At 64.3% G+C, this 15,248-nt stretch carries 15 protein-coding genes; 2 read left to right on the top strand and 13 right to left on the bottom strand.

What is annotated here, in order from left to right:
• Nucleotides 1-38: 38 nt before the first annotated feature.
• From AC1DIO_RS16825 to AC1DIO_RS16805, 5 genes are all read right to left on the bottom strand, one after another.
• Nucleotides 39-1,385, bottom strand: a complete 1,347-nt coding sequence (locus tag AC1DIO_RS16825) for a homoserine dehydrogenase (RefSeq protein WP_441508366.1) — start codon at nt 1,383-1,385, stop codon at nt 39-41.
• A gap of 330 nt (nt 1,386-1,715) precedes the next feature.
• The gene (locus AC1DIO_RS16820; protein WP_476770311.1) at nt 1,716-2,147 is read right to left on the bottom strand and encodes a hypothetical protein; all 432 of its coding nucleotides are present in this window, start codon (nt 2,145-2,147) and stop codon (nt 1,716-1,718) included.
• 77 nt (nt 2,148-2,224) lie between these two features.
• Entirely contained in the window at nt 2,225-3,445 is a 1,221-nt protein-coding gene (locus AC1DIO_RS16815) for an LL-diaminopimelate aminotransferase (protein ID WP_441490925.1), read from the bottom strand.
• 188 nt (nt 3,446-3,633) lie between these two features.
• Nucleotides 3,634-4,470: a class D beta-lactamase gene (blaOXA, locus tag AC1DIO_RS16810; protein WP_476853718.1), complete on the bottom strand. Its 837-nt coding sequence runs from the start codon at nt 4,468-4,470 to the stop codon at nt 3,634-3,636.
• 198 nt (nt 4,471-4,668) lie between these two features.
• Nucleotides 4,669-5,019, bottom strand: a complete 351-nt coding sequence (locus tag AC1DIO_RS16805; RefSeq protein WP_441490926.1) for a hypothetical protein — start codon at nt 5,017-5,019, stop codon at nt 4,669-4,671.
• Nucleotides 5,020-5,135: 116 nt separating this feature from the next.
• Between AC1DIO_RS16805 and phaC the strand changes: the two genes are divergently transcribed.
• Nucleotides 5,136-6,959 carry a class I poly(R)-hydroxyalkanoic acid synthase gene (gene phaC, locus AC1DIO_RS16800; RefSeq protein WP_441490927.1) on the top strand — a complete coding sequence of 608 codons (1,824 nt, stop codon included), beginning with the start codon at nt 5,136-5,138 and terminating at the stop codon, nt 6,957-6,959.
• A gap of 81 nt (nt 6,960-7,040) precedes the next feature.
• On the opposite strand, the gene AC1DIO_RS16795 is transcribed toward phaC, so the two are convergent.
• Nucleotides 7,041-8,402 carry an OmpP1/FadL family transporter gene (locus AC1DIO_RS16795; protein ID WP_441490928.1) on the bottom strand — a complete coding sequence of 454 codons (1,362 nt, stop codon included), beginning with the start codon at nt 8,400-8,402 and terminating at the stop codon, nt 7,041-7,043.
• Between the two features lie 431 nt (nt 8,403-8,833).
• On the opposite strand from AC1DIO_RS16795, the gene AC1DIO_RS16790 reads away from it, so the two are divergent.
• Nucleotides 8,834-9,682: a fumarylacetoacetate hydrolase family protein gene (locus AC1DIO_RS16790; RefSeq protein ID WP_441508362.1), complete on the top strand. Its 849-nt coding sequence runs from the start codon at nt 8,834-8,836 to the stop codon at nt 9,680-9,682.
• Nucleotides 9,683-10,054: 372 nt separating this feature from the next.
• On the opposite strand, the gene argC is transcribed toward AC1DIO_RS16790, so the two are convergent.
• The 7 genes from argC to AC1DIO_RS16755 all read right to left on the bottom strand — a co-directional run bounded on the left by argC (nt 10,055) and on the right by AC1DIO_RS16755 (nt 15,207).
• Nucleotides 10,055-10,987 carry an N-acetyl-gamma-glutamyl-phosphate reductase gene (gene argC, locus AC1DIO_RS16785; protein ID WP_476770802.1) on the bottom strand — a complete coding sequence of 311 codons (933 nt, stop codon included), beginning with the start codon at nt 10,985-10,987 and terminating at the stop codon, nt 10,055-10,057.
• A 347-nt stretch (nt 10,988-11,334) separates the two neighbouring features.
• The gene (gene speB, locus AC1DIO_RS16780; protein WP_476776359.1) at nt 11,335-12,294 is read right to left on the bottom strand and encodes an agmatinase; all 960 of its coding nucleotides are present in this window, start codon (nt 12,292-12,294) and stop codon (nt 11,335-11,337) included.
• A gap of 21 nt (nt 12,295-12,315) precedes the next feature.
• Nucleotides 12,316-12,561, bottom strand: coding sequence for a hypothetical protein (locus AC1DIO_RS16775; protein ID WP_476770804.1), 246 nt, complete (start codon nt 12,559-12,561; stop codon nt 12,316-12,318).
• A gap of 146 nt (nt 12,562-12,707) precedes the next feature.
• Nucleotides 12,708-13,466, bottom strand: a complete 759-nt coding sequence (locus AC1DIO_RS16770; RefSeq protein WP_476770805.1) for an SDR family oxidoreductase — start codon at nt 13,464-13,466, stop codon at nt 12,708-12,710.
• 96 nt (nt 13,467-13,562) lie between these two features.
• Nucleotides 13,563-14,042, bottom strand: coding sequence for a 30S ribosomal protein S9 (gene rpsI / locus AC1DIO_RS16765; RefSeq protein ID WP_043232079.1), 480 nt, complete (start codon nt 14,040-14,042; stop codon nt 13,563-13,565).
• A 2-nt stretch (nt 14,043-14,044) separates the two neighbouring features.
• Entirely contained in the window at nt 14,045-14,506 is a 462-nt protein-coding gene (rplM, locus tag AC1DIO_RS16760) for a 50S ribosomal protein L13 (protein WP_113516586.1), read from the bottom strand.
• Between the two features lie 284 nt (nt 14,507-14,790).
• On the bottom strand, nt 14,791-15,207 hold the full coding sequence (locus AC1DIO_RS16755) for a PaaI family thioesterase (protein WP_476853717.1): 417 nt from the start codon (nt 15,205-15,207) through the stop codon (nt 14,791-14,793).
• Between the last annotated feature and the right edge of the window lie 41 nt (nt 15,208-15,248).

Genomic DNA, 15,248 nt, shown 5'->3' with positions numbered 1-15,248 from the left:
TCGGCAATCGGCAGGTCGGACACGCAGGCGCCGAAGGCCTATTCCCGTTCAATCCTTATCACCTGCGGCGGTTCAGCAATGTGACCGTCGGCGGTGACCTTTTCGAGCGCGTCGCGGATCGCCGACTCGCTGGTGGCGTAGGTGATGAGTACGACCGGCACCGGCGCTCCGGAACGCCCCGTCGGGTCCCGGGTGGCGGCGGCTTCCGAACGATGCTGGACGATGCTCTCGAGCGAGATATCGGCCTGCGCCATGCGGGTGGCGATGGCTGCGGCGGCACCCGGCCGATCCGCAACCGCGAGGCGGATGTAATAGCCGCCCTCATGACGCTGCATCGGCGTGCGCGCCGGCTGCTCGAGCCGCGAGACCGGAAGGCCGAAGGGCAAGCCCGAGGTGCCGCTCGCGACATCGGTGATATCGGCGACGACGGCAGACGCCGTGGGATCGCCACCGGCACCGGGACCGACCAGGGTCAGTTCACGGACCGCGTCGGCATCGATCGTCACCGCATTGGTAACGCCCATGACCTGCGCGATGGCGGAGGATTTCGGCACCATTGTCGGGTGCACGCGCTGTTCGATTCCGGTGCGAGTGCGCTCGGCGACACCGAGCAGCTTGATGCGGTAGCCGAGCTCGTCGGCCATCTTCAGATCGAGCGGCGCGATCGAGGAAATGCCTTCCACATGAATCGCTTCGGCGTCGATCTTCACCCCGAATGCGAGGCTGGTCAGAATGGCGAGCTTATGGGCTGTGTCGTAACCCTCGACATCGAAGGTCGGGTCGGCCTCGGCATAACCGAGACGCTGGGCATCCTTGAGGCAGGCCTCGAAGGTCAGCCCCTCCAGCTCCATGCGCGAGAGGATGTAATTGCAGGTGCCGTTGAGGATGCCATAGAGCCGCGAAACATTGTTCCCGGAGAGCGCCTCGCGCAGCGTCTTGACCACCGGAATACCGCCGGCGGAGGAGGCTTCGAACGCAAGCGCCACGCCCTTCTCTTCAGCCAGCGCGGCAAGCGCGACGCCGTGATGCGCAAGCAGCGCCTTGTTCGCCGTCACCACCGATTTGCCGGAGGACAGAGCGGCCTCGACCGCAGCCTTGGCGACGCCGTCCGAACCGCCGACGAGTTCGACGAAGCAATCGATCTGCGACGAGCGCGCCAGCTCGACCGGATCGTCGAACCAGGTGTAGCCGGTGAGATCGATGCCGCGATCACGGGTTCGGTCGCGGGCCGAAACGGCCGTCACACGCACGGCGCGGCCGCAGCGGGCCGCAATGGCGTTTTCCTGGCGGTTGAGGATGCGCAGCACCGAAGCGCCGACCGTGCCAAGGCCGGCGACACCAACGCGCAAGGGAGCAGGACCGGGTGAGGAAGCGAGCGTCGTCATGCCGTCGGGGTCGCACGCGACAACGGGCGAGTCAACGGAGCGGATGCGCGGTTCGGTACGAAGCCTGGCGCGACGCGCGCAGTTTCTCAGCTCAGGAACGGGAAGCGATCAAGGACTCACGGCGGACACAACATGTGCGCTGATTCGCCCTTCGAGCTCGTCGGTCGATGCCATGGCGCGCTCCTGTAAGACAGGACGTTCGATCTGGGGCTGGATCGAGCCGCATCCGGTCATTCAGCGCGTATCCAGGCTGAAGAACCGTACGCTGGAGCGCGTGACTGCGAAACGGATATCAAACGGCTGGAGGCTGGTGCGGGCTTGGGTCGCTGGTCAGTCGAACCGGCAGACGACCTCGGCTGCGAGCCGTTTCAGCTTGCCATCGGCAAAGGTCAGATGCAGCCGCAGCAGCTGATTGCCGAAGGCCGTGGTCTTGATGGTGTGCAGCGCTTCCAGCGTCGGTCCGGTCCAGGTCGTCGCGTTCTCGACTACGGGGCGCCAGAACCAGGCGGCAGGCGGCACAATGCTGATCGTGCCCAGGCGCTGTTCGGCTTCGGCCTGTTCCAGCCCCAGGGGGAAATAGCGCGCGGCAATCTCCGTCGCGTCCCGGCCGCATTCGTTGGAGCGAGTCGCGGTGAGAATATCGGACACCAGCGGCGAGTTCGTCTGCGTGTTGCGTCCGCGCGAGTAATCATAGGTGACGACGAGGCAGACCAGCGCGAACAGGCCAAAACCGATGCCGATCAAACGGCCTTTGCTGAACATGCCGAGCCCCTGCCCTCAACTGCAAGACCGATGGCGGCGCGTCTGCGCCGGCCATCGCGCACTCGTCTTAGCTCAGCTTACCCAGCTTTGGATATCTGGATGACGTTGTGAAGCGTTTGATCCGCGCCCTTGAGGAAGCGGCCGATATTCCGGGCCGCCTGCCGGATGCGCTGCTCGTTCTCGACGATGGCGATGCGGACGAAATCGTCGCCATGTTCGCCAAAGCCAATGCCGGGCGCGACGGCGACCTCCGCCTTCTCGATCAGCAGCTTCGAGAACTCGAGCGAGCCGAGATGGCGGAACTTCTCCGGGATCGCCACCCAGGCGAACATCGAGGCCTGCGGTGCGGGGAAGTCCCAGCCGGCCTTGCCGAAGCTTTCGACAAGCGCGTCGCGCCGCTTGCGATAGATCTCGCGCATTTCGCGGATGCAATCGTCCGGGCCATTCAGGGCGGCGGCTGCGGCAACTTGGATCGGCGTATAGGCGCCGTAGTCGAGATAGGACTTGACCCGCGCCAGCGCCGCGAGCAGGCGCTCGTTGCCAACGGCAAAGCCCATGCGCCAGCCGGCCATCGAGAAGGTCTTCGACATCGACGTGAACTCGACCGTGACGTCCATGGCGCCCGGCACCTGCAACATCGAGGGCGGCGGGTCGTTCTCGTCGAAATAGACCTCGGCATAGGCGAGATCGGACAGCAGAATCAGCTCGTGCTTCTTCGCGAAGGCGACGAGGTCGCGGTAGAAATCGAGCGAGGCGGTATAGGCGGTCGGGTTCGCCGGATAGCAGGTCACGAGTGCGATCGGCTTCGGCACCGAGTGGATCATCGCCCGCTCCAAGGCGGGGAAGAAGGCCGGAGTCGGCTCTGCGGGAACGGAGCGGATGACACCGCCTGCCATCAGGAAGCCGAAGGCATGAATCGGATAGCTCGGATTCGGCACGAGCACGACGTCGCCGGGGCCGGTGATCGCCTGCGCCATATTGGCGAAGCCTTCCTTCGAGCCCAGTGTCGCGACCACCTGGGTGTCGGGGTTCAGCTTCACGCCAAAACGGCGCGCGTAATAATGCGCCTGGGCGCGGCGCAGGCCGGCAATGCCCTTTGAAGCGGAGTAACGGTCCGTGCGCGGCTTGCCGGCGGTTTCGACCAGCTTCTCGATGACATGTTTCGGCGCCGGCAGATCGGGATTGCCCATGCCGAGGTCGATGATATCGACGCCCTTGGCTCGTTCGGCCGCCTTGATCTTGTTGACCTGTTCGAAAACATAGGGCGGCAGGCGTTTGATGCGATGAAAATCGGTCATTTCGAACATGTCCCTGGACGCGCCGCGAGAACCGGCTCGTCACAATTGTGCGTTGACTGCCCTTAGCATCGCATCTTCGGTCAGGACAGGCCGTAAGACGCAATTTTCGACGAAAGACGCCAGCGTGGCAGGGGCGGCTCGGGCCTCTCCTAGCGGCATGCCCCTTCCGGCCGCAGCCTTCGTGCCGCTCATTTGGCCTTCATCAGAACCGGCAGTTCCTTCAGAAAGGCGTCGCGGAGCTTCCGGCCGGGTATGCCATCCGTGCGTTCCGCGCCGATCAGCAGGCGCGCGAAGACGACGCGCCTGTCCTTGTTGTCGGCCCAGCCGACGAACCAGCCGAGAGGCCGCTTCCGATCGATTTCGCCTGCAGCGTTCCGAAKCCAGATGCTGCCGGTCTTGCCTTTCACCGTCCAGTCTCCGGCGCTGAAGCTGGGAAGGATCGCCCTGGTCATCTCATGGGCCTTGCCGGAAACCGGCAGCGAGCCGGACAGGAGGCGCCTCAGGAAGCCCGTCTGCTCCTCTGGCGAGATGGTCAGCGACGACGAGATCCAGGAATGGGTCAGGCCATTGTTCTGCCCGCGATCACCCGAGACATCGCCGTTGCCATAGCCGAGCTTCGCGACATGGGCTGCGAAGCTCCTGGGCCCGAGCCGGGCGGTCATTTCGCGCGAGTACCAGATAACCGAATCCGCCTCCCAGATCGTCGGGTCGACCGGCTTGCGATCCCGCGCCACCGCGTTGAATCGCGGTTGATAGTCCCAGAGGGGCTTGTGCTGGTCTTCGAGAATGCCCGCGTCGTAACCGATCGCAGCAAGCGGCACCTTGAAGGTCGATGCGGGGCTGAAGCGCTTGTCGCAGGTTCCTTCGCGGTGGAGCGTCTTTCCCGATGCCGCCTCGAGAATGAGCGTGCAATCGAGATACGGCTTCACGGGGACAGTCTGAGCCTGCGCAGAATTGGGCAGCATTGCGCCCGCGATCAGCATGGCTGCGGCGAAGGAGAATGAACGATGGTCCGCTTGCGCCATGGGGCACGGTCTCCGGAACGGCAACGCCCCTGCCCTAGCGAGCCGGCCCGTCCGGGATATGGCGCGATTCCGACTAACTCGAATTAACCTAACCGATTGGTGAAGGCTGCCCTGCCCGGCAGATTGCAGGAGCCAGACGGGACGAGCCAGCCGAGTCGACTTCCGCCCAATAGAACAGGCGGCTAATCGAATCGCCGATTAGTTGGTCGGAACCACGGCCGGCGCTGGCGGCGCGGTCGCGCCGAGGGACTTGGCTTGTTCGCCGGCAGCCTCATTCGAGAGGCGCTTGGCTTCGAGGTTGGTTTCGAGCGTCTTGAAATCCGCCACGGGCTTGCGCGGTGCAGCGCGCGTCGCAGACGTGCCGACCGAGATGTAATCCCGCTCCGTCGAGCGGCTCTCCTTGACGAAGGGCTTCGATTCCTGCGGCGTGGTCGCCAGTCCCGCAGCCTCGGCGACACCCTTCACGCCATCCCCCGCACAGCCGGCAAGAAATGGGGCGCAGAGCAGCAGCAGCGCCAGGAACCTTGTCGTAGGATTGTTGAGTGACATGAGCAGGTCCGGCGCGTTGCAGAATTATCTTTTTACACCATATCGTTTACGTCCTTAATGGGACCAAAATAGGAAGCAAGGGCTTCCGCAAAAGACGTGGCAAGGGGAGACGATTCATGTGCCCGCCAGCCGACGACAAGCCGAAGGGTCCCGCTGGCTCGGACGAAGCGCCTGTGCCGGATTTCGACCTGCTGGCCCAGAACATGGGGCGCTTCATGGAAGAGGCCGGGAAGGTGACCGCTGCCTATCTGAAGCCGATCGAGCGCGGCGAGGCGAAGACCGGCGCCGCCGACGAGGTAAGCGAAATGGTCAAGACCATTGGCCGCGTCGCAGAACGCTGGGTCACGGACCCGCGCAAGATCATCGAGGCACAAGCTTCGCTGACCAGCGACTTCATGAGTTTGTGGGCTTCGACCCTGAAGCGGGCCAGCGGCGAGGAAGCAGCTCCGGTCGCCGAGCCCGACAAGCGCGATGCGCGCTTTGCCGATCCGGACTGGTCGGCCCACCCGATGTTCGATTTCGTCAAGCAGGCCTATCTGATCGGCTCGCGCTGGGCCGAGTCTATGGTTGATCGCGCCGAGGACCTTGACCCGCATACCCGTGAGAAGGCGCGCTTCTACGTCAAGCAGATCGCCAGCGCGCTTTCGCCCTCGAATTTCGTCGCAACGAATCCCGAACTCCTGCGCGAGACGCTCAAGCAGAACGGCGAGAATCTCGTGCGCGGGATGAAGATGCTGGCCGAGGATGTCGAAGCCGGAGGCGGCGAACTCAAGATCCGCCAGTCGGACGGGCGTGCCTTTGAGGTCGGCGTCAATATCGCCACGACGCCCGGCAAGGTCATCTATCGCAACGAGATCATGGAGCTGATCCAGTACGCACCGTCGACCGAGCAGGTCTTCAAGCGCCCCCTGCTGATCGTGCCGCCCTGGATCAACAAGTTCTACATTCTCGATCTCAATGCCGAGAAGAGCTTTATCCGCTGGTGCGTGGCGCAGGGACTGACGGTCTTCTGCATCTCCTGGGTCAACCCCGACGAGCGCCACGCCGCCAAGGATTTCGAGAGCTATATGCGCGAGGGCATCTTCGAGGCCCTTGACGCGGTCGAGCAGGCGACCGGCGAAAAGCGCGTGACCGCCATCGGCTATTGCGTCGGCGGCACGCTGCTTGGCGTCACCCTCGCCTATATGGCTGCGACCAGGGACAAGCGCATCGAGAGCGCGACCTTCTTCACGACGCAGGTCGATTTCTCGAAGGCCGGCGAACTCTCAGTCTTCGTCGATGAGGATCAGATCCGCGCCGTCGAGGAGCAGATGGCCCAGCGCGGCTATCTCGACGGCGCGCGCATGGCCGGAGCCTTCAACATGCTGCGGCCGAACGACCTGATCTGGTCCTATGCCGTCAACAACTACCTGAAGGGCAAGCTCCCGACCGCGTTCGACCTGCTCTACTGGAACTCCGATTCGACGCGCATGCCGGCCGCCAACCATTCCTTCTATCTGCGCGGCTGCTATCTGGAGAACCGGCTCTCCAAGGGTGAGATGACGATCGGCGGGAAGACGCTCGATCTGAAGGCGGTGAAGATTCCCGTCTACAACCTCGCCGCCAAGGAAGACCACATTGCTCCGGCCCAGTCCGTCTTCATCGGCTCGCAATGTTTCGGCGGGCCGGTCGACTATGTCATGGCGGGCTCCGGCCATATCGCGGGGGTGATCAACCCGCCTGGCAAGGTGAAGTACCAGTACTGGACCGGGGGCAAACCCGAGGGCGTGTTCGCCGATTGGGCCAAGGGCGCCGTCGAACACCCCGGTTCCTGGTGGCCGCATTGGCTCGGCTGGCTGACTTCGCAGGCGCCGAAGACACTGCCGGCGCGCGAGCCGGGCGACGGCGCACTGGCGCCGCTCGAGGACGCGCCTGGAAGCTACGTCAAGATCAGGGTTTGAGCCCCTTCGGAGCCGGATGACCTTCCGGATCACAAAAAAGCCGGCCCAAGGGCCGGCTTTTCGCAGAATTGGGTACGTCGATCAGTTCTTCCGCACCACCGGGCGCATCGGGATCGTCTCCTGCGGATTGTCCCAACGATAGGTGATGCCGGCGGAAACKACATGAACATGCGGCTTGGCCTCGGCCGTGTAGAGAACCGCGCCCTGCTGCGGATGCGCTCCGGAATAGTTCACGCTMGCATTCTGGACGTGGAGGTAGGTATAGCCCAGGTCGAACTTGATCCTATCCGAGACCTGATAGCTGAAGCCTGTCGATAACCAGAGGCGGTCATTATCCGAGATGAAGACCGTGCGGTTCTCGTCGTTCACGGCCGAAAGCTCGTAACCGACACCGGCGCGAAGGGTCAGATCGCGGTTGTATTTGTATTCGAGACCCGCCGCGAAGTACCAGCTGTCGTCATACTGGAAGTTCAGGCTGGTGAAAGGAACGCCAAAATTGCTGGCGACCACGGGAATGCGACGGAAACGGCTCCAGTTCGTCCATTCGACACCAAGGTGAGCTTGCCACTGGTCGTTGATGACCTGGGAGAGGCCGAATACGACCGAATCGGGCAGATTCAGGTTCGCCTTGATCGGGTTCGAACCCGCAGCGAGGATCGGCGGGACCGCGGCCGGGGTCTTGAACGTGCCCTCCAGCGAATGATGGATCATCGAGCGGTAGGCCAGGCCGATATTGGTTCCCTGCCACGGGGTCAGCGTCACGCCGAGCTTGTAACCGAAATCGATCGAGTCGCCTTCGAGGATGGTGTTGGCCGCCGTAGCCGTGATGCCAGCTGCCTGCTTCAGATTGGTCTTGAAATACTGCACCTGGAGCGCTGCGCCCACGGCGAGCCAGTCATTCACCTGGTAGCCGACCGTCGGCGTAACGTTGATCGTCGCGACGCGCGCCGAGCGGCCGTAAATCTGAGACGCATTGAATTGGTTTTCGGGTTTCGAGCGCAATCCGAAGGGCACGCCGGTGTGCATGCCGATCCAGAGGCGATCGGTCAGCTGCCAGGCTGAATACGAAGCCGGCACGAAACCGCCATCGCCGCCGATCTCGCCGGTGCCGAGGTTGCTTCCTCCAGCGGCGCCGATCGGGACGATCGCGCCGTTAGGCAGCCGCACCCGTGTTGGCGAGGTCGGATCGTAGCTGGCGCTCGGGGCGATGTAGCTGAAGTTCCAATTGCTGTTGCGGCCTGGAAACATGGTGATCGTGGCCGGGTTGAAGGTCATGGCTCCCATGCCGATGCCGCCGGAGGCCGCGCCGGCAAATGCCATGCCGAGGCCCTCGGCACTCGTTCCACTGCGCAGCGAAAACGAACTTGCCGAAGCGACGCCGGAAACCAGAAGAGCAGCGACTGAAACGGTAGCAGCGGCGGTGTAGCGAACCATGCTCTTCATCGAGTACCCATCCCTAGGATTGACGTTCTTTCGGGCAAATCACCCGCTTCGCCGACGAACATGCCGCGCTCGCGTTTCTGCCGCAATCCCGCCCTGAACGGCACAATTTCGCCATGCTTCTCCATGTGCTTGCACCGCAGCAGGCAGAATCGGCTAAAAATCCGCCGATTCCTGCAGTGCCGATCAAGTCAGCGCGTGAAAAAGATCGTTTATATGCGAACTATCACAAGTTTTGCGCAGGTGGCAGTTCTACGAGCCTACGTCTAATGGTTGCAGAAGCCTTTGCTTTGGCGACGGCCGTTGCATTCCCGCAACAAGTTTCGGGGCCCCCCTGTGCAGTCGCGTCATGCGCAGGAACCGCTTGCCTCGGGCGCCCCGTCCGCACAGGATCGCGCACCTTTGATCATATCGATTGAAACGGGGGAAACGACGTGAAACTGGTACGTTATGGCGCTTTCGGCCAAGAGAAGCCCGCGCTGCTGGACTCCAAGGGCGTGCTGCGCGACCTGTCAGGCAAGGTTCCGGACATCGCCGGCAAGGCGCTGACCTCGGCCTCGCTTGCGGCACTGAAGGCGCTCGATGCCGAAACGCTCCCCGAGGTTCAGGGGACGCCGCGCATCGGCGCCTGCGTCGGCGATGTGCGCAATTTCATCGCTGTCGGCCTCAACTTCGCCGACCATGCGGCTGAGACCGGCGCGCCGATCCCGGCCGAGCCGATCCTGTTCAACAAGGCGCCGAACTGCATCGTCGGCCCCTATGACGACGTCACCATCCCGAAGAACTCGAAGAAGACCGACTGGGAAGTCGAGCTTGCGATCGTGATCGGCGATGGCGGCTCCTATATCGCCGAGAAGGACGCCATGGCCGCGATCGCAGGCTTTTGCGTCTGCAACGACGTCTCGGAGCGCGAATTCCAGACCGAGCGCGGCGGCCAATGGGCCAAGGGCAAGGGCTGCCCGACCTTCGGCCCGCTCGGCCCCTGGCTGGTGACCCCCGACGAGATCGCCGATATCCAGAATCTCGGCATGTGGCTCGAGGTCGATGGCGAGCGCGTGCAGAACGGCTCGACCAAGACGATGATCTTCGGTGCCGCCTATCTCGTGCACTATATCAGCCAGTTCATGCGGCTCGATCCGGGTGATGTCATCACCACCGGCACTCCGCCCGGCGTTGGTCTCGGCTTCAAGCCGCCGCGCTTCCTGAAGGGCGGCGAGGTCGTGGCTCTCGGCATCGACGGCCTCGGCACGCAGAAGCAGAACTTCGTCCCCTACAAGGGCTGAGATAAAAAGACGCCGCCATGGCTGCTTGACCCAACCATGGCGGCGTTGCCCACACCGCAAATAATGTCGCTCACAGCTGCCATGGAGGCAGCCAAAGCGGCGGGGACTAGTCTCGGGTCTCGTGTCGTAAAGCCACCAGTCGCCGCAGCGACGTGACATTACGCACAACCGATCCCCCGATAGAGGCCATCCCTCCCCATATCGGCTACCCCCATTTGGGGGACGTCAAGGCAAAGGGTCATCACGACCCCGTCAGCTGACCATAGGTCATGACCGCAGCGGATTGCCCGCGCTGCTCCCCTTGCCTCAACGGAGAAGGCCCCGCTTGGGGCCGGGCCTTTCGCCTTTGCGGACGATATCCGGCTCGATGATCTAAGCTTCGCCGAGCCCGAGCATCAGGCGGATATTCTGGACCGCAGCGCCCGAGGCGCCCTTGCCGAGATTGTCGAGCTTGGCGACGAGCACCGCCTGCCGCAGCTCCTCATTGCCGAAGACCCGCAATTCGAGCTGGTTGGTGTCGTTGAGCGACTCCGCTTCCAGCTTGCCGCCGGCCTCGGCCGGAACCACCTTCACATAGGTCGAGCCGGCATAGCGCGCCGCCAGCGCGTCGTGCAGGTCGGCGACCTTCGGCTTGCCCGGAAGCGTGTCGAGATGCAGCGGTACCGAGACGAGCATGCCCTGGCGGAAATTGCCCACGGACGGCACGAAGATCGGCCGCCGGGTCAGGCGCGCGTATTCCTGCAGCTCCGGCAGGTGCTTGTGCTTGAGCCCCAGCCCGTAGAGCTCGAAGGACGGGGCGACGCCCGCCTCATAGGCTTCGATCATGCTCTTGCCGCCGCCGGAATAGCCGGAAACGGCATTGACCGTCACCGGATGATCCTGCGCGAGCAGGCCCGCATCGACCAGCGGCCGCAGCAGGGCGATGCCGCCGGTGGGGTAGCATCCGGGATTGGAGACGCGGTTGGCATTGGCGATTGCCGCGGCATGGCCGGGGGCGAGTTCGGCAAAGCCGTAGACCCAGCCCGGCGCGACGCGATGGGCAGTCGCGGCATCGACGATCTTGGGAGCGTCCGCGCCGAGTTCGTCGGCGAGCGCCACCGATTCCTTCGCTGCCTCGTCAGGCAGGCAGAGCACGACGAGATCAACCCCGGCCATCATCGCCTTGCGGGCGGCCGGATCCTTGCGCTTGTCGGGATCGATGCTCTTCACGACGACCTCCGGCAGCTCTGCCAGCCGGTCGCGAATGCCAAGGCCGGTGGTGCCGGCTTCGCCGTCGATGAAGATCGATTTCAGATTCTGGCTCATCAGGGCCTCCGAAAGCGCGCTCGCGCTCATTGATAGGTCAGCATCAGGCATAAAAAAACCGCGCTCCGGGCGCGGTTCGCGGACAATTCGGGGTTCAGCCGAGCGTCATCGCGGGCGCGCCGGGGCGGCCTGGTTGGTGCGACGTCGGATCGAGCACATGAACATGACGCTGATATGTGGGAGGGCGCCGCCCCTGTCAATCGGCATGTGACGCGACGTTGCCCTGCGGGGCACGGCAAGCCTCTCGCCCGACGGGGCGAAGGCTTGCGTCATGCCAGATTTGCCAACAGATTGAATCGCTTGGTGCACGCGGCTCGTAAGTCGATTCAGCCCGCTCGCACAGCGATTCAACCGGCCTTCTTCTTCAGCGCCAGCGCCTGGATGTAGTGTTGGGCCACGGCGGCACCGGCGATCGCCGTCGCGTCGGCATGGTCATAGGGCGGGGAGATCTCGACGATGTCCATGCCGCGGAAATCGAGATCGCGGATGGCCCAGACCATGCGCAGTGCCTGCGCCGCAGTAAAGCCGCCGGCAACGGGCGTGCCCGTGCCCGGCGCGAAGGCCGGATCGAGCGCGTCGATATCGAAGGTGAGATAGGCGGGGCCCTGCCCGACGCGCTGCTTGATGCGCTCGACGACGCCATCGACGCCGAGCTCATGGGCTTCATAGGCGCCAAGCACCTGKATGCCGCAATCCCGGGGCGCAACCGTGCGGATGCCGACCTGGATCGAGCGATCGACATCGATCAGCCCCTCGCGCACCGCCTCCAGCATGAACGTGCCATGCGAGACAGCGCCGACGCCATCGTCCCAGGTGTCCTGATGCGCATCGAATTGGACGATCGCCAGCTTGCCATGGCGGGCGACATGGGCACGCAGCAGCGGCAGGGTGATGAAATGGTCGCCGCCGAGCGTCACCAGATGGGCGCCGGTGGCGATGATCGCGGCGGATTCGCGCTCGATCGCCTTGGCGCAGCCCAGCAGGTCGCTGCGCGGCAGCGAGCAGTCGCCGTAATCCACGGCCGAGAGATGCTCGAACGGGTCGATGCGCGACGGATACTGGGCATCGCCGTCGAAGATCGCACTGACGCGGCGCAGTGATTGCGGTCCAAAGCGCGTGCCCGGCCGGTTGGAGACCGCGAGATCGAAGGGCACGCCCCAGATCACCAGATCGCAGCCGGCGACATCCTTGCTGTAGCGGCGGCGCATGAAGGAGAGCGCGCCGGCATAGGTCGGGTCCTGCGCCGGGCCGCGCCGATCGCCGGTGAAGGCGTGGTCGATGGAGGGGGTGTCGACGGGTTCGGTCATGGCAGCAATCCGTGAATGAAGTCAGCGCCTGCCCGTGAGCCAGACATAGAGGCACCAGGGCAGGATCAGGGCGAGGCCGGTCAGGACCAGCCGAAACGTGGTCCAGGCGATGGGGTTCTGCAGGGCGCGGCCATCGAGTTCAGGCACGCCATGGATCAGGCCGAGCGCGAAGGCCGGCGTCAGGAAGATGATCAACGCCCGTCCGACCCGACGCCCGGTCGGCTCCCCCGTCCGCGCAAGCGCGAGCAGCGCGGGAACTGCGATCATTCCGAAAGCAATGAGAACGAGCAGGATGCGCATGGCGGAGGCTGGAACCGGAGACGTGAGCCTGCGGTTTAGCATGGCCGCTGCCCTGATCCAGCCGCGCCGGGCGGCAGTCACAGCCGAATCTGTCGTTCAGGGCCCCGGCGCTATCAGCGCCCGCCCGCCACCCGCAGAACCACGCCTGTCGTATAGGCGGAAGCCTCGGACAGCAGGAACAGCACGGCCTCGGCGATCTCGTCCGGAGACGCCGCCCGCTGCAGGGGAACGAGCGGCGCGATGCGCTCGACCCTGCCCGCTTCGCCCGTCGACAGGGCGTGGATCTCGGTCTCGGTAATGCCGGGCGCAACCGCATTGACGCGGATGCCGGCTGGAGCAAGCTCCTTCGCCAGACCAACCGTCAACGTATCAATCGCTCCCTTGGAGGCGGCGTACCAGACATATTCGCCGGGCGAGCCGAGCGTTGCCGCAGCCGAGGAGATGTTGACGATCGCCCTGCCCTTCCGCTCCGGCTGAGCGAGCAGCGCCCGTGCCGCTTCACGCGCGACCAGCAGCGCGCCGGTGACGTTCACGTCGATGCAGTTGCGAATGACCTCTGCGTCCGCCTCGGCCAGCGGGCCCGACTTACCGGTGATGCCTGCATTGTTGACGACCTGGGCGATGGGCCCGAGCTTCCCCTTCGCCTCGGCGAAGACGCGCAGGATATCCGCCTCACCAGACATGTCGCCCTGGAGTGCAACGGCGCTTGCGCCCGCGGCCTTGCAGGCCGCGACAACCGTTGCGGCCGCGGCCGCGTCGCGCTGGTAGTTGACGGCGACATCATAGCCACGACCGGCCGCCATGACTGAGATGGCGGCGCCGATGCCGCGGCTGCCTCCGGTAACGAGAAGAACGGGACGGGTAGCGCTCATCGGCGGCGACTCCAGCTGGTGCGGAGCTGAAGCCAATACGAAAAGGGCGGCTCTTGCGAGCCGCCCTGTAAGCATAGCCAGACTGCGTGAGCCGGATCAGCGCTTCGAGAACTGGAAGCTGCGGCGGGCCTTGGCCTTACCGAACTTCTTACGCTCGACGACGCGCGAGTCGCGGGTCAGGAAGCCTTCCTTCTTGAGCGGACCGCGCAGTTCCGGCTCGTAGAAGGTCAGGGCCTTGGAGATGCCGTGGCGCACAGCGCCGGCCTGGCCGGAGAGACCGCCGCCCTTGACCGTGACGACGACGTCGTACTGGGTCATGCGGTCGACGATCATCAGCGGCTGCTGCAGGATCAGGCGCAGCACCGGACGAGCGAAGTAGACTTCCTGGTCGCGGGTGTTGACCGTGATCTTGCCGGAGCCCGGCTTGATCCAGACGCGGGCGATGGCGTTCTTGCGCTTGCCGGTGGCATAGGCGCGGCCCTGCGCATCGACCTTCTTGACGTGAACGGGAGCGTCGGGCTGAGCCGTCTTGGCGACCTGGCCGAGCTGCTCGAGAGACTGAAGAACCTCAGCCATGATCAGAGCCTCGCATTCTTGCTGTTGAGCGCGGCGACGTCGAGCGCCTCCGGCGACTGGGCGGCGTGGGGGTGCTCAGCGCCCTTGTAGACGCGCAGGTTGCCCAGGATCTGGCGGAACAGCGGGCCGCGCGGCAGCATGCGCTCGACAGCCTTCTCGACGACGCGCTCAGGGAAGCGGCCTTCGAGCAGGAACTTGGCGGAACGCTCCTTGATACCACCCGGGAAGCCGGTGTGATGGTAGTAGACCTTCTGGTCGCGCTTGCGACCCGTCAGGACCACCTTCTCGGCGTTGATGACGATGATGTTGTCGCCACAGTCGACATGCGGGGTGTAGGCGGCCTTGTGCTTGCCGCGCAGACGCATCGCCACAACGGAGGCGAGACGACCAACGACCAGCCCGGAGGCATCGATCACAACCCACTTCTTCTCGACGTCGGCGGGCTTGAGCGAGACGGTCTTCATCGCGGCACCCTTCGGTTGCTTGAAAAAGGACAAGCMGCCGGAAGGCCGGCGGCGGTGTGGGGCGGTGGATAGGGGCAAGCTGCCGTACTGTCAAGCACCACGATCACGGTCCAAGGCGAAAAATCGCATTGTTTTCAGTGCAATGGCAAAAACGGTATTTAGATACCGCATTCCGTTCCAGCGATCCTGCGAGGTCCGGCAGGATCATCCCTTTCCCTGCGCTTCTCCCGACGCTCCGATTCCCCCACGGAGACGGTTCTGCGGCCAGGACCAGCGCTCGACTCCTAGCGCTCCGACGGAATCGAGTAGGTGCCGGTCGCATGGCAGACCATCTCGCTGTCGCCCTGCGAGAACAGCGCGACCTCTCCGACGGCGAGCCGCTTGCCGAGCTTGAGCAGCCTGGCGTCCGCGATCAGCGCCACCGGCCCCGGCTTGCGCAGGAAATTGTAGTTGAGGCTCGTCGTCACAGCGAGGCCGACCGGGCCGATCTGGCCGAGGATCGCGACATAGAGGGCGAGATMAGCCAGCGCCATCATGGTCGGACCGGAGATCGTGCCCCCCGGGCGCAAATGCCGCTCGTGATAGTCGCAGCGCATGCGCGCCGTCAGCGGGCCGACATCTTCGATGAAATGAGTGCGCCCGCCATAATGGAGTTGCGGGAAGACCTGATCGAGATAGGTCTCCACCTCTGAGATCGTCATGCGGGGTGTCATGTGCGGGAAACCGGATGCCAGCGGGAAAC

The organism is Allobosea sp. 05T439 (assembly GCF_056396005.1).
Note: the sequence above shows the minus strand (reverse complement) of the source record. Positions and strands in the feature narration are given on the sequence as shown.

Excerpts from the sequence above, each read along its gene's own strand:
- argC (WP_476770802.1), bottom strand. The coding sequence starts at position 10,987 with ATGAGCCAGAATCTGAAATCGATCTTCATCGACGGCGAAGCCGGCACC.
- AC1DIO_RS16775 (WP_476770804.1), bottom strand. The coding sequence starts at position 12,561 with ATGATCGCAGTTCCCGCGCTGCTCGCGCTTGCGCGGACGGGGGAGCCG.
- phaC (WP_441490927.1), top strand. The coding sequence starts at position 5,136 with ATGTGCCCGCCAGCCGACGACAAGCCGAAGGGTCCCGCTGGCTCGGAC.
- AC1DIO_RS16815 (WP_441490925.1), bottom strand. The coding sequence starts at position 3,445 with ATGACCGATTTTCATCGCATCAAACGCCTGCCGCCCTATGTTTTCGAA.
- AC1DIO_RS16820 (WP_476770311.1), bottom strand. The coding sequence starts at position 2,147 with ATGTTCAGCAAAGGCCGTTTGATCGGCATCGGTTTTGGCCTGTTCGCG.
- rplM (WP_113516586.1), bottom strand. The coding sequence starts at position 14,506 with ATGAAGACCGTCTCGCTCAAGCCCGCCGACGTCGAGAAGAAGTGGGTT.
- AC1DIO_RS16805 (WP_441490926.1), bottom strand. The coding sequence starts at position 5,019 with ATGTCACTCAACAATCCTACGACAAGGTTCCTGGCGCTGCTGCTGCTC.
- AC1DIO_RS16825 (WP_441508366.1), bottom strand. The coding sequence starts at position 1,385 with ATGACGACGCTCGCTTCCTCACCCGGTCCTGCTCCCTTGCGCGTTGGT.
- AC1DIO_RS16770 (WP_476770805.1), bottom strand. The coding sequence starts at position 13,466 with ATGAGCGCTACCCGTCCCGTTCTTCTCGTTACCGGAGGCAGCCGCGGC.
- rpsI (WP_043232079.1), bottom strand. The coding sequence starts at position 14,042 with ATGGCTGAGGTTCTTCAGTCTCTCGAGCAGCTCGGCCAGGTCGCCAAG.